At 63.2% G+C, this 17,617-nt stretch carries 13 protein-coding genes; 6 read left to right on the plus strand and 7 right to left on the minus strand.

Going from position 1 to position 17,617, the window contains the following annotated elements; genetic code table 11:
* The first annotated feature begins 222 nt into the window (after positions 1 to 222).
* The 5 genes from GEMMAAP_RS08155 (at position 223) to GEMMAAP_RS08175 (ending at position 6,132) form a co-directional block, all read left to right on the plus strand.
* Positions 223 to 678: a hypothetical protein gene (locus tag GEMMAAP_RS08155; RefSeq protein ID WP_026850570.1), complete on the plus strand. Its 456-nt coding sequence runs from the start codon at positions 223 to 225 to the stop codon at positions 676 to 678.
* Positions 679 to 956: 278 nt separating this feature from the next.
* A complete protein-coding gene (clpB, locus tag GEMMAAP_RS08160; RefSeq protein ID WP_043581383.1) occupies positions 957 to 3,635 on the plus strand; it encodes an ATP-dependent chaperone ClpB in 2,679 nt (892 codons plus the stop codon).
* Positions 3,636 to 3,775: 140 nt separating this feature from the next.
* The gene (locus tag GEMMAAP_RS08165) at positions 3,776 to 4,618 is read left to right on the plus strand and encodes a hypothetical protein (RefSeq protein ID WP_053334421.1); all 843 of its coding nucleotides are present in this window, start codon (positions 3,776 to 3,778) and stop codon (positions 4,616 to 4,618) included.
* On the plus strand, positions 4,615 to 5,088 hold the full coding sequence (gene tadA, locus GEMMAAP_RS08170; protein ID WP_238588194.1) for a tRNA adenosine(34) deaminase TadA: 474 nt from the start codon (positions 4,615 to 4,617) through the stop codon (positions 5,086 to 5,088). Before GEMMAAP_RS08165 ends, tadA begins: the two co-directional genes overlap by 4 nt.
* Positions 5,089 to 5,151: 63 nt before the next feature.
* Complete coding sequence (locus GEMMAAP_RS08175; RefSeq protein WP_053334422.1) at positions 5,152 to 6,132, plus strand: tetratricopeptide repeat protein; 981 nt, start codon at positions 5,152 to 5,154, stop codon at positions 6,130 to 6,132.
* Positions 6,133 to 6,154: 22 nt separating this feature from the next.
* Here the strand turns inward: GEMMAAP_RS08175 and GEMMAAP_RS08180 are convergent, their stop codons facing one another.
* Genes GEMMAAP_RS08180 through GEMMAAP_RS08210 form a run of 7 tightly spaced genes read right to left on the minus strand, consistent with a single transcriptional unit; the run spans position 6,155 to position 15,010 of the window.
* Entirely contained in the window at positions 6,155 to 7,114 is a 960-nt protein-coding gene (locus GEMMAAP_RS08180) for a D-2-hydroxyacid dehydrogenase (protein WP_043581384.1), read from the minus strand.
* A gap of 2 nt (positions 7,115 to 7,116) precedes the next feature.
* Complete coding sequence (locus GEMMAAP_RS08185; RefSeq protein ID WP_075071464.1) at positions 7,117 to 7,941, minus strand: ABC transporter permease; 825 nt, start codon at positions 7,939 to 7,941, stop codon at positions 7,117 to 7,119.
* Complete coding sequence (locus GEMMAAP_RS08190; RefSeq protein WP_026850573.1) at positions 7,938 to 8,891, minus strand: ABC transporter permease; 954 nt, start codon at positions 8,889 to 8,891, stop codon at positions 7,938 to 7,940. Before GEMMAAP_RS08190 ends, GEMMAAP_RS08185 begins: the two co-directional genes overlap by 4 nt.
* Complete coding sequence (locus GEMMAAP_RS08195; RefSeq protein WP_158514779.1) at positions 8,888 to 10,507, minus strand: peptide ABC transporter substrate-binding protein; 1,620 nt, start codon at positions 10,505 to 10,507, stop codon at positions 8,888 to 8,890. Before GEMMAAP_RS08195 ends, GEMMAAP_RS08190 begins: the two co-directional genes overlap by 4 nt.
* A gap of 8 nt (positions 10,508 to 10,515) precedes the next feature.
* Positions 10,516 to 12,192: a DUF885 family protein gene (locus GEMMAAP_RS08200; protein ID WP_026850575.1), complete on the minus strand. Its 1,677-nt coding sequence runs from the start codon at positions 12,190 to 12,192 to the stop codon at positions 10,516 to 10,518.
* Positions 12,189 to 13,340 carry a Gfo/Idh/MocA family protein gene (locus GEMMAAP_RS08205; RefSeq protein ID WP_202969208.1) on the minus strand — a complete coding sequence of 384 codons (1,152 nt, stop codon included), beginning with the start codon at positions 13,338 to 13,340 and terminating at the stop codon, positions 12,189 to 12,191. The genes GEMMAAP_RS08200 and GEMMAAP_RS08205 overlap by 4 nt, the downstream gene beginning before the upstream one ends.
* A complete protein-coding gene (locus GEMMAAP_RS08210) occupies positions 13,337 to 15,010 on the minus strand; it encodes a DUF885 domain-containing protein (RefSeq protein WP_026850577.1) in 1,674 nt (557 codons plus the stop codon). The genes GEMMAAP_RS08205 and GEMMAAP_RS08210 overlap by 4 nt, the downstream gene beginning before the upstream one ends.
* A 177-nt stretch (positions 15,011 to 15,187) precedes the next feature.
* Between GEMMAAP_RS08210 and GEMMAAP_RS08215 the strand changes: the two genes are divergently transcribed.
* Positions 15,188 to 17,551 (plus strand): PAS domain-containing hybrid sensor histidine kinase/response regulator, encoded by a 2,364-nt coding sequence (locus GEMMAAP_RS08215; protein ID WP_145979058.1) that lies wholly within the window; start codon positions 15,188 to 15,190, stop codon positions 17,549 to 17,551.
* Positions 17,552 to 17,617 lie beyond the last annotated feature (66 nt).

The following is a 17,617-nucleotide window of genomic DNA, read 5'->3' on the forward strand; positions in this document are numbered from 1 at the left end:
CACGTGAAAGACAATGCCGTAAGTGAATGTTTCACAAATGAATACGTCGATTTTTACGGCCTTTAAGCCGTTTTGGACCCCTTCCGGAGGCACGGAATGTTGCTTGACGGCCGGGGTCACGCGTCTATAGCTTCACAATGGATCCAACACCGTGGATCCGCTCTTCTCACCCTGTTACGGAGACGTCGACTCAGAACCTGATTCGTCAGTCGGAGAAGCACCATGAAACGTTCGTGGGGAGCACTGGGTCTGGTGCTCGCTCTCAGCGTGTTCATGCCACGAGTCGCGGAGGCCCAAACGTCGCAAGACGGGAAGGAACGCCGCAATGGAGCAACGCTCGGACAGAACTATCCGAATCCGTTCAATCCTGAGACTCGCATTCCGTTTAGTGTGGGTGATTCACCCACCTGTTCGCAGCCTGGTAAGCAGTACCGTGTCAGCCTGAAGATTTACAACGTCCTTTCGGACGTGGTGGCAACGCCGGTATTGCAGGGTGGAACAAGCGGAGTGGCCGGTGGTCAACCGCTGGAAAAAATAGCCGTTCCGTGTGGTGACTACGTCGCCTATTGGGATGGTAAGGTCCAAGCAACCGGACGGGAGGCCGCCTCAGGCGTGTACCTGTATCGCCTCGAGGTGGATGGCGTGCCGCTGGTGAAGAAGATGATCGTGGTGAAGTAAGCAGTCGCTACACGAGCACCACGAGACCCAAGGAATCAACAGTAAAAGTGGCGCCCCGGGTGGACGGACCCGGAGCGCCATTTTGCTGTCCGTCATTGATTGTGGCGCCATGTGCTGTTGATTCGCATACACAGCTGCGATCCCGCCATTTCGCGGGTGAACGGCCCCTGACACTGCAGCATTGTCACGCGCGTACGGCACCCAAGCGGCACCAGCGTCGCGCTGCCTGCTGCTCTGGCAGTCTTTGTGTGGCACCCCAATTGCCCCGTCTTCCCGGCATGATCAATCCCGACCGCTTAACCGTGAAGAGCGCTGAGGCGCTCAACGACGCTGTGGCCCTCGCCCGCAAGGGCGGCAATCCACTCGTCTACGATCTGCATCTGCTGCTCGCGTTGCTGGCGCAGGACGAAGGCATCGTCGTCCCGGTGCTGCAGCGTGTGGGAGCCAACGTCACCTCCATCCGTACCGCGGCCGAAACCGAGGCCGGGCGCTACTCCAAGCAGAGCGATGCCCAGCCCACCTTCAGCCGCGAGCTCACGCAAGTCGTTGATGCTGCCGAACGGGAAGCCAAGACGCTCGGCGACGAGTTCATTTCCACCGAGCACCTGCTCCTCGCCCTCTCCGACGCCAAGGGACTCGACAGCACCCGCGTCCTCACCAGCGCCGGCGCGCATCGCCAGGCCCTGCTGGACGCACTCAAGCTGGTGCGCGGCGCCCACAAGGTCACCGACCAGTCCCCCGAACAGCAGTACCAGGCGCTGCAGAAGTTCACGCGCGACCTCACGGAATCCGCGCGCAAAGGCAAGCTCGATCCGGTCATTGGACGCGACGAGGAAATCCGGCGCGTCATTCAGGTGCTCTCCCGTCGGACCAAGAACAATCCGGTGCTCATTGGCGAGCCCGGTGTGGGCAAAACGGCTATCGCCGAAGGGCTCGCCCAGCGCATCGTCAGCGGCGACGTCCCGGAAGGACTCAAGAACAAGAAGCTGGTCTCCCTCGATCTCGGCGCCCTGATTGCCGGCGCCAAGTTCCGCGGCGAGTTCGAGGAGCGCCTCAAGTCGGTGCTCAAGGAAATCACCGCCGCCGAAGGGCTGTACATCGTCTTCATCGACGAGCTGCACACCATTGTTGGTGCCGGCAAGGCCGAAGGCAGCATGGATGCGGGCAACATGCTCAAGCCCATGCTCGCTCGCGGCGAACTGCGCGTCGTCGGCGCCACTACGCTCGATGAATACCGCCTGCACGTGGAGAAGGACGCCGCCCTCGAGCGCCGCTTCCAGCCCGTGTACGTGGGTGAGCCAAGCGTCGAAAGCACCATCGCCATTTTGCGCGGCCTCAAGGAGCGCTACGAAGCGCACCACGGCGTGCGCATCACCGACGGCGCCGTGGTCGCTGCGGCCACGCTCTCGAACCGCTACATCGGCGATCGCTTCCTCCCCGACAAGGCCATCGACCTGATCGACGAAGCCTCCAGTCGTCTGCGCATCGAAATCGATTCGGTACCGCAGGAAATCGACGAAGTGGAACGTCGCATCGTGCAGCTCGAAATCGAAAAGGCGGCGCTGCAAAAGGAAACCGACCCGGCGTCACTGGAACGTCGTCAGACGCTCGAGCGTGAACTGGCCGACCGCAAGGAAACGGCCGCCGGGATGCGCGCGCAGTGGCAGCAGGAAAAGGAAACGCTTGGCGCCGTAGGGCGCATCAAGCAGGAAATTGAACAGACGAAGTTCGAGGCCGAGCAGGCGACGCGCAGCGGTGATCTCAACACGGCGGCGGAAATCACCTACGGGCGAATCCCGCAGCTCGAGCGTGACATGAAGGACGCTGAGTCCAAGTTGGCCAGCCATGACGGCCGTCCGCAATTCCTCAAGGAAGAGGTGGCGGCCGACGATATCGCCGAAGTGGTGGCCCGGTGGACCGGCATCCCGGTCACACGCATGCTCGAGTCGGAGCGTGAGCGCCTCACCAAGCTCGAACTGGTACTTGGGACGCGCGTCATTGGGCAGACGGAAGCGGTGAAAGCCGTGTCCAATGCTGTCCGTCGCTCGCGTGCCGGTCTGCAGGACCCCAATCGCCCTATTGGCTCGTTCATCTTCCTCGGCCCTACGGGCGTTGGCAAAACGGAGACGGCCAAGGCGCTCGCCGAATTCCTCTTCGACGACGAGCACGCCATGGTGCGCATCGACATGTCGGAGTACATGGAGAAGCACGCCGTTGCGCGGCTCATTGGCGCCCCACCGGGATACGTAGGCTACGAAGAAGGCGGGCAGCTCACCGAAGCGGTGCGCCGCCGTCCGTATTCGGTCATCCTGTTTGACGAAATCGAAAAGGCGCATCCGGATGTCTTCAACATCCTGCTGCAGCTGCTTGACGACGGTCGGCTCACCGACTCACAGGGGCGCACGGTGGACTTCCGCAACGCGGTGGTCATCATGACGTCCAATGTGGGGAGCCAATACATCCTCGAGCGTGGCCAGAGTGGCGACTCCTGGAAGACGGTGGAGCAGGAGGTGCTCTCGGCGCTACGCGGCGTTTTCAAGCCGGAGTTCCTCAACCGCATTGACGATGTGGTGGTGTTCCACCCGCTCGGCCGCGGCGAAATCGATCATATCGTGGACCTGCAGCTGGGCCATCTCCGCAAGCTGCTCGCCGACCGCAAGCTCACGCTGCGTCTCACCGACGCCGCGCGTCTGCGCCTGGCCGACGAAGGCTACGATCCCGTCTTTGGTGCGCGTCCACTCAAGCGGGCCGTGCAGCGGCTGTTGCAAAACCCGCTCGCGCTGGCGGTGCTCGAAGGGCGCTTCAAGGACGGCGACGTCATTGTGGCCGACATCCAGCCCAATGAAGAGGCGCTGGGCTTTAGTCACGGCGACGCTGCGGACGCTGCGGCGCAGGCCGTCTATGACGCTGCGAATACCAGTGCGGCGCGAATCGACGCCGCACTCGCCGGCGCGTGAGCCAAGGTGGGCGGAGGGGAGTGATTGCCAGCGTGGTGTTACTGTCCACTCTGGGCGCCTGTGGCGGCGAAAGTCCGCCCGGAGCACCCGGAGTGCCAGTTACGCCCGTTCTGCCTCCAGCGGGCCCGATAGGGCCCCTGGTGGCAGGGCAGAGCTATAGCGATGCCGGTGGCTATGTGGAGTTTATTCCGGGCGACGCGCCGCTGATCATCGTGGCCCCGCATGGTGGCACACAATCGCCGGCCGGCCTCCCCGACCGCAACTGCAGCGGCTGCGTGACCGTCAACGATCTCAACACGCAGGAACTCGCACGCGCCATCGTGGACACCTTTCGCGTGCGCACCGGTGCACGCCCCGCGCTCGTGCTCAACCGATTGCATCGCCGGAAGTTTGATGGCAACCGGGCACAGGCCGAAGCCACCGGCGGCACCGCCGCCCTGGCCAATACCTGGACGTGGTGGCACGCCGCCATCGATTCCGCCAAAGCCAACGTTGGTCGCCGCACGACCCGCGGACTGCTCATTGACCTGCATGGACACGGCCACGCGGTGGCTCGACTGGAGTTGGGCTACCTCCTCAACGGCACGGATCTGCGCTCCGGTGATGCCGCTCTCGTGGCCAGCGCCGCAATGGCGCGTACCAGTATTGCCCGACTCTCCGGCGACACCCCGTCGGCACCTGATCGCGGGCTCCCGCTGCTGCGTGGCTCACGCAGCCTGGGGGCCTTCATCACGGCCCGTGGCTACCCCGCGGTGCCGTCGCCGTCCGATCCGGCACCACAGGCAGGGCAGGAGTTTTTTGAAGGCGGATACAACACGGAACGTCACGGGTCGCTCAATGGCGGTGCCGTTGATGCCATCCAGATCGAATGTCATCTCAACGGTGTCCGCGACAGTGAGGCGGCCCGTGCCGCCTTTGCCTCCGCCCTGGTGACGGCGTTGCTGCAGTACCTCGATGTACATTACGGCTGGCGCCCCGCATGACTACGGCCCCTGTTTCGCCCCTCCTGCAGCACGCCATGAGTGAAGCCCTGGCCGAAGCTCAGGAAGCCGCACGCGCCGACGAAGTGCCGGTGGGAGCGGTGCTGATGCACTCGCAAACCGGCGATCTGCTCGTGCGCACGCAGAACCGCATGCGCCGTGATCATGACGGAACCGCACACGCCGAGCTGCTGGCCATTCGTGAAGCGGCCCGGCTGTTGGGAGACCGCTCACTGCTCGACTACACCCTGGTGGTGACGCTGGAGCCGTGTGCCATGTGTGCCGGCGCCATCGTGCTGGGTCGTGTGGGCACGCTGGTCTTTGGCGCCTGGGATGATAAGGCCGGCATGTGCGGCAGCGTGGGCGACGTGGTGCGACACCCCCGTCTCAACCACCGCCCCGAGGTGCGAGGCGGGGTGCTCGAGCAAGAGTGCAGTTCGGTACTGAAGGAATTCTTCGCCACCCGGCGCTGACCGCAGCGAGGGTGGGGCCGGGCAGGCTTTGACCTCGCCCTGATCGCGTGCCACTTTCTGGGCATGCGCTCACTCCCCTCTGCTGCCTCCGCCGGTCTGCTGGCCGGCCTCCTGCTTCTGGCCCCGGCCGCGCACGCGCAGTCGTCGCGTGCGCCCGCCGCCCCGCCGTTTCAGGCGCTGTCCATGTTGGGCGACACCCTTCGCGCCCTCCCGCTCTCGCCAGCCGTTCAAGCGCGCTACGAAGCGCAGTTGGCCACCGCACGACGGGCGTATGTGCGCACGCCCACCAATGTCGACTCCATCATCTGGTACGCTCGCCGGCTGGGCTACCTCGGCAAGCTGCGGGAATCCATCGACATCTACACGCGCGGCATCAGGCTGTATCCCAACAATCCATGGCTCTATCGCCACCGCGGACATCGCTACATCAGCGTGCGCGATTTCGCGTCGGCGGTCACCGATCTCAAGCGCGCCGATGACCTCACGCGCGACAAGCCCGATGAAGTGGAACCCGATGGTCAGCCCAATGCGAAGAACACCCCCATTGGCACGCTGAAATCGAACATCGGCTATCACCTGGCACTCGCGTACTACCTACAGGGCAGCTGGGGAGAGGCGGCGCAGGTGGCGCAGCGCGAAGTGGATGCCGCCACCAACGATGATCGACGCGTTTCCATGGCCCATTGGCTGTACATGTCGCTCCGCCGCGCCGGTCGCACCGCCGATGCTGCCAAGGTGCTGCAGCCCATGCGCCGGAACATGAACATCATTGAGAACCAGGCGTACCACAAACTCATGCTGCTGTACAAAGGGCTGCTCCCCGCCGACTCCGTACTTACTGCAAGCGCGACAGGGGAGCTCTCCGTACAGGACGCCTCGGCCGCCTATGGCGTGGCCAACTGGCATTGGTACAACGGACGTCGCGCCGAAGCCGAAGCGCTGTATCGTCGCATTGTGGACGGCGGACAGTGGGGCGCCTTCGGCACGATTGCCGCCGAGGTGGAACTCTCTCGCTCGCCTAATGGAGCGTCGGCTCGTCGTTGACGTTCCACCCGCAGTTCTGGTGCTAGTATCCCCGCCGCCGGTCCACCGTCCACTTCGGTAACTCGCCCCGCTCAAGGCTCTCTGCACACTCGAGAAATCCTTCAGCGGCGCCGGCAATGGTCGTGAGGCCAGAGATATGCGGAGATACCATCACCCGTGGGTCGTTCCACAGCGGCGATGTAGTGGGCAGCGGTTCGGTGACAAACACATCAAGCGCCGCCGCACGCAGCCAGCCGTTGTCCAACGCGTCGGGAATGGCCGACTCATCTACCACCGCGCCACGCCCGGCGTTCAGCAACACCGCACCACGGCACCGCGACAGCACGTCGCGCGACACCAGTCCGCGACTCTCCGCTGTATCCGGAATGCACAACACAATCCAGTCGGCGTCACCTACGAGTTGAGGTAACTGGTCTACGGTATGCACGGCGGCAAAGGCCGGATGCGTTGCCACGCCGGACCGCGACACGCCGGTGACATGCACCCCCAGCGCGTGCAATGACGCGGCAATGGCCGAGCCGATATCCCCCGTACCTACCAGCACGGCGCGCGTACCGGCCACGCGCGCAATATCACGCGGCGCCCACCGCTGTTCCCGTTGCGCGTCCATCAGCGACACCACCTGCTGTTGAATGGCAAACACCCGCGCCACGGCCCATTCGGCAATCATGGGGCCAAACGATTCCGGCGAACGCGTAAGCAAAAGCGATTCATCCAGCCCCGGGCCCAGCCAGCCATCCACGCCTGCGCCGGTGCTGTGCACCCACTGTACCGATCCCATGTCGCTGGCCGCCGGCGGGCGCTTGAAGCCAATGTAGGTATCCGCCCACGCCAGATCGTCTGTCGTGATCTGAGTGAATGGCGCACCGCGGATCTCCAGCGTGGGGCGAGCGGCGCGCAGCGCGGTCGTAATGTCGGCGTGCGCGTTGGCACCAATCACCACACGCTGTGGTGAAAACGGCAGAGAAAGCGCGAGAGGCATGATCAGGGCAGGGCACGAGAGGGACGGCGGCCGAGTGCATCACCAACGGCGTTGCACGCGAGCACCGTGATAAAAATGAAAAGGCCGGGAAAAATGGCGAGCCAGGGCTCCGAGCTCATGGTGCTCTGCGCCTGATACAACATGTTGCCCCAACTGGCGGTGGGCGGCTGTACGCCAACACCAAAGAAGCTCATGGTGCTTTCCAGTAGAATGGCTCGACCAATGGCCAGCGTGGTGGCTACTGAAGCGGTTGGCACAATGGCCGGCAGAATATGTCGCAGCAACACGCGAACGGGTGTGGCGCCCATGGCGTGGGCCGCCTGCACGAAATCCTGCGTCACTAACGACTGGACGTCGGCCCGTACCACGCGGGCTGTTTCCATCCAGCCGGTAAACGCCACCAGCAGAATGAGGGTGGGCACCCCGGGTTGGACCACCGCCGCCGCCAGCATGAGCAGCGGGAGTCGCGGCACCGAGAGCATCGCGTCGGTGAGGCGCATGAGCAGATCATCCACCCACCCACCGGCAAAGGCGGCGACGCTCCCAATCATCACCCCCAGCCCCGCGCTGGCAAACGCCGAGAGCAGGCCAATGGCCAGCGACACACGGGCACCCAGCAGGACTCGCGTGAGTACGTCGCGCCCCAGTTCATCAGTCCCAAACCAATGCATGCCCGAAGGCGCCGCACGCCGGTTGGCGAGATCAAGCGCATCGGCCGCAAAAGGCGCCACCAGCGGAGCGATGATCGCACCGGCAATAAGGGCCAGCAAAAACAGCAGCGCCGGCGACGGACGGGCGCTGCGGTTCATACCCACGTTCGCGCTCATGCCCCGGCCTCACGCGTGCGTGGATCCAGCCGCTGCACGGCCAGATCCGCCACCAGGTTGAGCAGCAGCACCGCCACCGCACCGCACATGAGAAATGCCATGAGCACGGGATAGTCGCGCTTCACCAATGCCTCGGTGAACAGGCTACCCACTCCTGGCCACGCAAACACACTTTCCGTGACCACGGCGCCAGAGGCCAGCATCGCGGCATCCAGCAACACCACCGTAATGAACGGGGCCACGGCATTGGGAAGCGCATGGCGCAGCACAAGCCGCGCTTCTGAAAACCCCCGCACTCGGGCAGCGCGAATGAATGGAAGCTCCAATGTTTCCCTCATGGCCCGGCGCAGGTAGCGCGACCACGCGGCCCCCTGTACGGCGGCCAGCACCAGCGCCGGCAACATCAGATGGGAAAGGCGATCGGCCAGATCGGTAGCGCCGAATGACTGTCGCCCCGACGACGGCAGCCAGCCGAGTTGAATGGCGAAGACCAGCTGCAGTAATAGCCCGAACCAGAACACCGGCAGCGAAATGCCGGCCGTAGCCGCCACGTTGGTCACACGATCCGCTCCGCGACGTACCGCCGCCACAATGCCTACCGGCAGCGCCAGCAGCAACGCCAGGACACTGGACGCGCCCACCAACTCCATCGTGGCGGGAATGCGCTCCAGCACCCGGTCAATGACGGGCCGTCCGTCGGCGTAGCTATACCCCCAATCGCCGCGCACAAACGCCCCCAGCCAGCGCAGGTACTGCACGCCCACCGGCGCGTCCAGTCCCATCGCTATGCGCAGGCGCGCAATGTCTTCCGGACGAACGTTCGGATTCTCCAGATACGCCGCCAGCGGGCCGCCGGGAACCGCCTGCAGTAGCCCGAACACCAGCACGGAGATGAGCAGCAGCAGCGGAACGCCCTGCATCACCCGCCGGAGAATCAGCCGTCCTGTCACCGCGGGACGATCTCCCACTCGTGCACATTCCAGAAGGGACCGGCGTTGGTTGGGTTGCCGGTAAAGCCCTTCAGCGTGGCCGGTACCGCATCCACCTTCGCGGTGTTGTACAGCACGATCTCCGGCGCCAACTGGGCAATGCGGCGCTGCGCGTCCCGCAGCAACGCGTTGCGCTGGGACTCATCGGCGGTGCGGTCACTCTCGTACAGCAGCGCCGTCAGCGCGGCGTCGTCCACATAGTTGATGTTGCGACCGGCCGGTGGCATCCGGTCGCGGGCAAAAAACAGCGTCAACTCCGGATCGGCACCCATCTGCCACCAATGCAGCATGGCGTCAAAGTCGCCTTTGAACCAGACGCTGCTGATCGAGGTACCATCCAGCAAGCGGATCTGCATATCCACGCCAATGGCCTTGAGCGATTGCTGCAACGACTGGGACACATTCTCGCGAATCGCAAAGCCTGACTGCGTTATGAGCGTGAACGCGAAGGGTTTGCCATCCTTGCTTCGAATACCATTGGCGCCCCGACGCCACCCCGCGGCGTCGAGCAGCGCATTGGCCTTCGCGGTGTCATAGGCGTACCGAGTCACGTTGGGCTCGTAGGCGGGCGACAGCGGCTGAATGGGGCCGTTCACCACATCCACCTGACCATCCAGAATGGTCTTCACCAACAGGTCACGGTCCACGGCATGGGTCAGCGCCTGCCGCACCCGCACATCGGCAAAGGCAGCAAAGTGGCGTTGGTTCAGCGTCACGTGCTCGTACCCATTCCCGACCACCTTGTTGAGGCGCAGCGACGGCAGGGGCGAGAGTTCACGCACCTTGTCCCACGGCAACAGCGCGACCATGTGTACTTCACCCGACTTGAGCAGGTTGATCCGTGTGGTGGTGTTGGCTAGGAACCGGAACAACAGCTGCTTGATCTTCGGCTCTCCGTTGGCGCGCCAGTAGTTCGGCACGGCGTCCAGCAAAATGTATTCGCCGGTCTTCCACTCTTTCACCTTGTACGGACCGGTGCCCAGCGGTGCCCGATTGTAATCGTTGGCCGTATTCAGGTCGCGCCCGTCCAGCACATGCTTGGGCAGCGTACCCCGCACAAACTGCAACTGGTAAGGGGCATATATCTCTTTGTAGTGCACCACCGCGGTGAGCGAATCCGGCGTGTCCACACTGGTGATCCGGTCAAAGCCGTCCACACTCTCCGGCTTCCAGTCGCCCTTGTTGATCGCGTCTACCGTGAATTTCACATCGGCTGACGTATGCGCGCGGCCATCATGCCACTTCACGCCCGGTCGCAACTTCCAGGTGACGTCCATACCACCATCCGGCCGCAACACCACGCCGTTGTTCGCGAGCGTTGGAATCTCTGCGGCCAGTACTGGGACGATCTTCATCTGGGCGTCATTGGTGACCAACCCTTCCACCACGCACGACTCGATATCCTCGAGAATGTGCGTGGCGTACCGGTTCATCGTATCCGGCTCCCGATCGTAACCAATAATCAGCAGGTCGTTGGACGGGCCACTATCGCGCTGGGTGTCCTTGGCACCTCCACACCCCGCGACCGCCAATGCGGTCAGCAGCAGCGTTGATACCGTTTGGCAACGTGGAAGCATACGCATCATCATTCGGCAAGCAGAAGTTTGGCCGCCAGCAACACCGGAATGGCACCGCGGCTCAGCAGCGCATCGTGGAAGCGGCGATACGAAAAGGCGCTACCCTCGCGAGCGCGCACGGCCTCGCGCAAGGCTAGAATGCCCTGCGTGCCGAGCCAGTACATCACCGCCGTCCCGGGGAACATGGAGTTCTTGGTGGTCTCACCGAGGGCCGCTGCGTGCGCCATACCGACCTCCGCCTCGTAATACTCCACGGCGTCGTCGAATGACATCACGCCAGTGTGCAGCGAGATGTCCACAATGGCCCGGGCCAGCATACGCACACGGCTTTGCTGTTCGGACGCTTGCTCAAGCGGCGTCAAAAATCCCAACTCATCCGCCAGTTCAGTGGCGTAACACGCCCACCCCTCGGCCATCGAGCCCCCCTGAAAGAGCCCGATACGACTGGCGCAATCCACTGCCGCCACCGTGCCGATCTTGGAGGTGGAATGCGTGGCCGCATGCCAGTTCTGCACATGATGCCCCAGCGCCCCGTGATGGACCACATGGTTCAGGGTAATGGCGCTGTGATTCCACTGCCGCAGGCGGCGCTCCTGCTCGGCCGCGGGAAGCGAGGCATCAACCGGGGTGACCAGGTACAGATGCTCGTCCCGCGGTTCATACGGTGCCGGAGAGCGATAGAAGAGGAAGTACAGCTGCGGCGCCGCATCGGCAGCCCAGGCCGGAATGGGCGTGTAGCGCAGCGGCCAGGTACCCCACTCCACCAGATCGTGATCGGTGGCAAACTCGCGGCACGCATCCCACTTGTCTGCATAGGCGGCCAGATACCCCGAGGTATCGGGATGATCATCTGCCAGTGCTTCGGCCAGCGCCTCCACACTGCCCGCAATTTCAATGGCCATGGATTCGAACCGCTGCTGCGCTTCCGGCATGTCTTCCTGGGCGCGGCGGAGCAGGGATGCGGCATCATCATCACAGAAGTGCCCACGGCGCAGCAGAATCTCATAGGCCTCTGCGCCAATGGCGGTTGAGGCCGTGTCGTCGAGCGGCTGCGCTCGCAGCCACTGTGCCGTTGCGTCCAGTGCGGCGGCACCAATCTCGCCCGCTTCCAGCACCCACAGCCGAGACGCATCATCGGCCCCGTGCGCGTCGAGCCACATCCCCAGTTTGTGGCGCAGGAGTTCGGCGCCTACCACACACTCCTTAACCGCCCGCTCCACCCACCGCGGCGGCATCGGTTCGGTTATGGCATCGGGAAGGTCACCCAGGAAGCGCGGCATGTCATGCAGCCGCATCGCGATGGAGGCAAATGCATCCTCCACCGGCGTGGGCGGGCGCAACATGAGGCCTATCACGCCAAAGAGCGCCTCGCCAGTCCAGAGTGCCGGGTTCTTGTCGTGAAAGAACTTGCTCTCGAACTCCAGCTGTCGAACGTCCAGACTGGCCCGCGCCAGCTCCGCATCCAGATAGATGGCGTCGACCGCCAGCGTGCCCCAATCCTCCGTCTGCGGGAACGTGTCGTCGAGCGCAATGGTGATCGCTTCAAACTCGTCCTGTTCGTCATCGCGTGCCTCACGAGTCCAGTCCGGCAACTCGTGATCATGCAAACGCATCCCCGTGAACGTGGCATTCACCGGGTGGCGGAAGAAATACTGCTCCAGAAACTGGTCGATCGGCGATCTCACGGCGTGCCATCCGCAGCGAGTGGAATGGAGATCCAGCGTCGCTCCCGATACGACTTCTCCACGGCGTTGATCAGCTCCTGCACATGCGCGCCATCCTCGAAGTTGCCTTCGTTGCCGTCCACATCACCCCGGATTTCGGAGATGAACGAGTGCGTGAGATTGGAATAGAACAACGACCGCCATGACTCGCGCGGGCTGCCACCGGTGGGATAGAAGCGCTGTGGAATCTCCAGCTCCTTGAATTCCACCGAATCTGCGCTCGCGGCCTTCAGTGTTTCCGCAATGCCGTTCTCCTCCACCATGCGGCAGATCAGCGCGCCCTTGCTGCCGTACACGCGTGCCTCGATGCCGGGATAGTTCCCCACCGTCACGAAGCTGGTCTGAATGGATCCAATCGCGCCGTTGGCGAACTCACCAATGAAGATGTCGCCGTCGTCGATGTTCATGCGCATCATCGTGCCGGTCGCGCGCACCATGCGTTCGGGAATGAAGTTCTTCATGGTGCCAACTACCTGCGCAAACCGGCTCCCCATGCAGAGGTGGCCGATATCCATGATGGGCGCCCCATATCCCTCAAGAGAGGAGACGTGAATCTCCCTCTGGTCGGCTGTATGATCTACCTGACGCAGCGGATTCTGCGGATCGAGCCACTGCGAGTTCTGCTCGTAGCCGTTGAAGATGAACGGCTCGCCAATGAACCCTTCGTCGATCAGCGACTTCATGTATCGCATGGCCGGGCTGTACCGGAACGTGAAGCCCAGCTTGGTCTTCAATCCCTTCGACCGCGCCAACGCGGCGGCACGTCGGGTCTCCGTGTAGTCGTAGGCCACCGGCTTTTCGCACAGCACATGCCGACCTGCCTCCAAGGCGGCCCAGCTGAGCGAAAAATGCGTGGCACTTGGCGTGCACACATCAATCGCATCGAGGTCATGGCGCGCAATGAGCTCCTCATGTGACGCGTAGACATGCGGAATGTTGAACTGCTTCGCAAACGCTTCGGCGCGCTCGATGACCGGATCGGCGATCGCCATCACCTTGCATCGCGGGTCACGCGTGTACCCGGGAAGGTGCGCAAACTGGGCCCACGCACCAGCGCCCAGCACACCAACCTGTACCACTGAATCCTTCACCGTCACGGACGCGCTCACTGAATAACTCGTGAAGTATCGCCCGGCAGCATCAGCTGCCGGTGTGCCCAGATGGGGGCAATCCCGTTCTTCATCACACGCTCATGGAAGGCCTTGAGGCTGAAGGCTCCCCCTTCCTTGGCCTGGACATCTCGGCGCAACGTCAGCATGCCACGCTTCCCCAAAAAGTAGCCACCGTACGTCGGATCGTACGTGCCGCGCTCCGCTTCGCGCTTGGCGGCGGGAGCAGCGACATACGCATCCTGCTCAAAGCACCGCTGCGCATCGGCGAGCGTCCAGTCGCCAGCGTGAAGCCGGATCCCAGACAGCAGGCGACACACGCGGGTCAGGGCGTCACTCAGCTGGGCCAACTCGTAGCGCGGATCGCTGTTCTTGTAGCCCTGTTCCACCACCAGCTGCTCCGTATAGTGCGCCCACCCGTCCTGTCCGCTGGACGGCTGCGGAAAGGGGTTCAAGCCAATCCAGATCCGGCGAACCTTGCCCGGCGTTTCCCGCATATGCACCGCATGAAGCCAATGCCCGGGCATGGCTTCGTGCGCCGAGGTAATGGCAATGGAGGCGTAGTTGTATCGCTCCAGCCAGGCCTCCTGCGCCGCCACCGGCTGCGTGGAATCGGCATCGGTGATGTAGTAGAAGCTCTTCACCGGTGGGTTCTCCAGAGGTGGCGACGCGTGCATGGACGCAAAGCCCAACGCAAAAGGCTGTGCCGGCGCCACCACAACCCGTTCACCCTCGGGTACCACGGCGAGGTCTTTCGCGCGCACAAACTGCGTGAGGGAATCCACAATGGCCTGTGTGGTGGCCACGACCTCTCCGCGCTTGGGGTGCGACCGCCGGACAACCAGCCACGTCTGCAAGGGATCCTTCCCCGGCGCCAAGCGCTCCGCCGCCGCCCGGAACTGGGTCTGATACGCCTTGAGTTCCCGTTCACCAAGCGCCACCAACTCCGCCAGCGGCACATCAATCAATTCCTCCGACCGATACCGCTGCGCCACGGCCTCCGCGCCAACTTTCCAGTCGCCCGACGCCGTCGGCAACACATCGCGTTCAAACCACGTGGTATAGGCATCGATCACACGACGCGCCGAGTCGGCCGCGGTCCGCAAGGAGTCCATGAGTGGCGTGCCACGCTCGGTGGCAAATGCCAGATCGAGATCCTTGCCCAGCATGGCTGATGCGTTCTTCATCATCCCCAGCCCCCGTTCCGCAAAAATGCGTGGTGGGTTGCTGATATTCGTGCGAGCCGCCGAGACTAACGCAGGAACGCCGCGGAGCTTTCCCATCACCAACCGCATCCGCACGGGTGGCGGGGCATTTTCCATGGTCATGAGATTGTGTACACCATCGGAGAGCGCCGAGGCGTACAACATGGGGTTGCGTTTCCAGTTGGCGAGCGTTTCCTGTTCCAATAGCCACCCGTCGATCACCCCTTCGAGGATGCGACGGTCCACCCGTTCGTCAGCGGTGAGGCTGCTGCTGTCTAACGATGTCAGAAGGGCACGAGTATTTTTCAGGTCGATGATTTCTTTCGCGATGGCTGCGGCGCTGAAGTCATCCAGCTGATCATCATGCATGTGCAGGCCGTTTCCAGCCGCAATGGACGGATGGCGACGTGCAAATCCATCCAGGTACTCATCGACCGCTGCGGCGAACGAAACGGGGCGCCCCACGGATGTTGCGTCAGCGTCTGGGGCTGGGGTGCACCCGCTGCTCAGTAGGGCCGTGAGCGCGAGAAGGGCAACCGGCAGAGGCCGGTGCAGGAGGCGGCGGGAGTGAAGTGTCATGGCGCGGATAACGTGCCGATTGGGACCGCGTTCGGCAATGTGCAAGGTTGTTACTACTACCAAATGGGCACTGTGTGTTTCCCTTGTCGTCATGCTGAGAACCCTTTCCCGTCAGCGATTGTGTCTGTTCCAGGACCCCTGATCATTTCCTCTGAGCTTCTGGCACGTGCCGCCGAAGAGAACGCGGGGGTGCTGTATATCACGGACCTTGATCACGGCATTGTCTGGGCGAACGCCGCCTTTGTGCGCGCCACGGGATACACCTTGCAGGAAGTCGCCGGCATCAATCCGGGCGCGATCCTTGTAGCCCCCAATACCCCACCGTTGGCCGTCACGCATATTCTCGAGTCCCTCAACCGTGGCGAACGCGTGGCCTCGGAACTCGTCTTCCGGCGCAAGGATGGCTCGTTGTTCAACGCCGCCCTGGCCATCGGACCATTGAAGGATGCGAGTGGGCAGGTCATCGGCTTCCAAACCAATGTGATGGATATCTCAGCGGTCCGTGCCGCTGAACGACGCTTGTCGGGCATCCTGGAAGGGACGCGGGCCGGAACATGGGAGTGGAAGATTCCGACCGGCGAGACCCGCCTCAATGAGCGTTGGGCGGAGATGTTGGGTTACACATTGGACGAGCTGCATCCCATCAGCATTGCCACCTGGAATGCACTTGCACACCCGGATGACCTGCCGCTGTCCACACAATTGCTGGAGCGGCACCTCTCGGGTCAATCACCGCACTACGATTTTGTGTGCCGGATGCGCCACAAGCAGGGGCATTGGGTATGGGTGCACGACCGTGGGCAGGTCATCGAATGGGCAGACGATGGTACGCCGCTCTGGATGGCGGGTACCCACATCGATGTGTCGGAAATGATCCAAACGGCCGAGGCGCTTCGGCAATCGCGTGATCGGGCGCAGCATGTGCTGGATACGGTGCAATCCGTTCTCGTCTCCGTGGATGCCACTGGCTGCGTCACCCAGATCAACCACGCCGGCTGCGAGCTGTTTTCCCTCGACGAATCGCAAATTCTGCGGCGGAACTGGTTTACCGACCTCGGTATCTTCGCGCAGGGTGCCCCGCTGCTGCAGCGATTCCTGAGGGTCATTGGCGGCGGCGTTCCCCTTGCGCCGTGGACCGAACATGTCGTGCTCACCCGCAAGGCCGGTAGCCGCTTGCTTCGCTGGCACCATGTCCTGTTGCGCGACGAAGAGGGGACCGGGATCGGCGTCCTCAGTAGTGGGGAAGACATCACCGAGTTGCGTCTATTGGAGCGCCTGAGTTCTCGGCGGGATCGACTGGAGTCCATTGGGACATTGGCGGGCGGAATCGCGCACGATCTCAACAACGCCTTGTCCCCCGCCGTCATGGGAATGGAGCTCCTGCGGGAAGCGGCGCCCTCCGAAGGGGCCCTGCTGGATCTGATCGATTCCAGTACACAGCGCGCCGCCCAGATGGTTCGCCAATTACTGGCCTATGCCAAAGGAGCCGAAGGAGAACGGCGGTCCGTGGATCTCACCGCATTGATCCAGGAAGTCGAACGTCTCATCCGTACCACGTTCCCCAAGAATCTCGTGATCGCGGTGAACTGTCCGGACGAGATTCCCAACATCCTCGGCGATGCCACGCAGGTGCACCAGATCCTCCTCAACCTCGCGGTGAACGCCCGTGATGCCATGCCGGAAGGTGGCGCACTCGTGATCGAGGTAGAGGTCATGTCGGTTGATGCCGAAGCGGCGTCGCGGGTGAGTACCGCGGCCGTTACCCCCGGGCCATTTGTGCATGTTGCCGTGCGGGACTCGGGTGCCGGAATTGCGGAAGGCGATCTCGATCGCATCTTCGATCCGTTCTTCACGACCAAAGGGCCCGAGCGCGGCACGGGCTTGGGACTGTCCACTGTGCTTGGCATTGTCAAAGGGCATGGCGGCTTCCTTCGCGTGGAAAGCGTGGCCGGGGCCGGAAGTACCTTTCACGTATACCTGCCAGTCCCCGACCAGGTCGCCGACGCTCCACCACCCCTGGCGGTGCGCGAAACATCGGCAAGAGAGCAATTCATTCTCTTCGTGGATGACGAACCGCTGGTCCGGTCCGTCGCGATGCGACTGGCCCAGCGTATAGGTCGCGGCTCCCTCACCGCGAGCTCCGCGAACGAGGCGCTGGCGCTCCTCGCGAAACCCGACCACGGGATCACGACGGTCGTGACCGACCTCCATATGCCTGGCCAGGATGGGCTGTCTCTGACGAGGGAAATCAGGGAACGCTGGCCGGAGCTTCCGGTCGTCATCGTCTCAGGGCTGGTCACGGATGATCTGTGGCAGCAGGTCCGCGCCTTTCCGCGCGTGACGTTGCTTCCTAAGCCATTCTCGGAACAGCAGTTGCGAGCCGCCGTCGAGCTCACGGCCCAACCCGTGCTGGCGGTTACCCCGTAGCGGCGGTCTTCGACCGTGAACGGGCGCAGCCCTTGATCCAGACCTGTTTCACGGTTATGTATCGAG

This window comes from Gemmatimonas phototrophica (assembly GCF_000695095.2).
GTDB classification, from domain to species: Bacteria; Gemmatimonadota; Gemmatimonadetes; order Gemmatimonadales; family Gemmatimonadaceae; genus Gemmatimonas; species Gemmatimonas phototrophica.

Bases quoted from the DNA above. Each gene is read 5' to 3' on its own strand.
- GEMMAAP_RS08155 (WP_026850570.1), top strand. From the start codon at position 223: ATGAAACGTTCGTGGGGAGCACTGGGTCTGGTGCTCGCTCTCAGCGTG.
- clpB (WP_043581383.1), top strand. From the start codon at position 957: ATGATCAATCCCGACCGCTTAACCGTGAAGAGCGCTGAGGCGCTCAAC.
- tadA (WP_238588194.1), top strand. From the start codon at position 4,615: ATGACTACGGCCCCTGTTTCGCCCCTCCTGCAGCACGCCATGAGTGAA.
- GEMMAAP_RS08175 (WP_053334422.1), top strand. From the start codon at position 5,152: ATGCGCTCACTCCCCTCTGCTGCCTCCGCCGGTCTGCTGGCCGGCCTC.
- GEMMAAP_RS08180 (WP_043581384.1), bottom strand. From the start codon at position 7,114: ATGCCTCTCGCGCTTTCTCTGCCGTTTTCACCACAGCGTGTGGTGATT.
- GEMMAAP_RS08185 (WP_075071464.1), bottom strand. From the start codon at position 7,941: ATGAGCGCGAACGTGGGTATGAACCGCAGCGCCCGTCCGTCGCCGGCG.
- GEMMAAP_RS08195 (WP_158514779.1), bottom strand. From the start codon at position 10,507: ATGCTTCCACGTTGCCAAACGGTATCAACGCTGCTGCTGACCGCATTG.
- GEMMAAP_RS08215 (WP_145979058.1), top strand. From the start codon at position 15,188: ATGGGCACTGTGTGTTTCCCTTGTCGTCATGCTGAGAACCCTTTCCCG.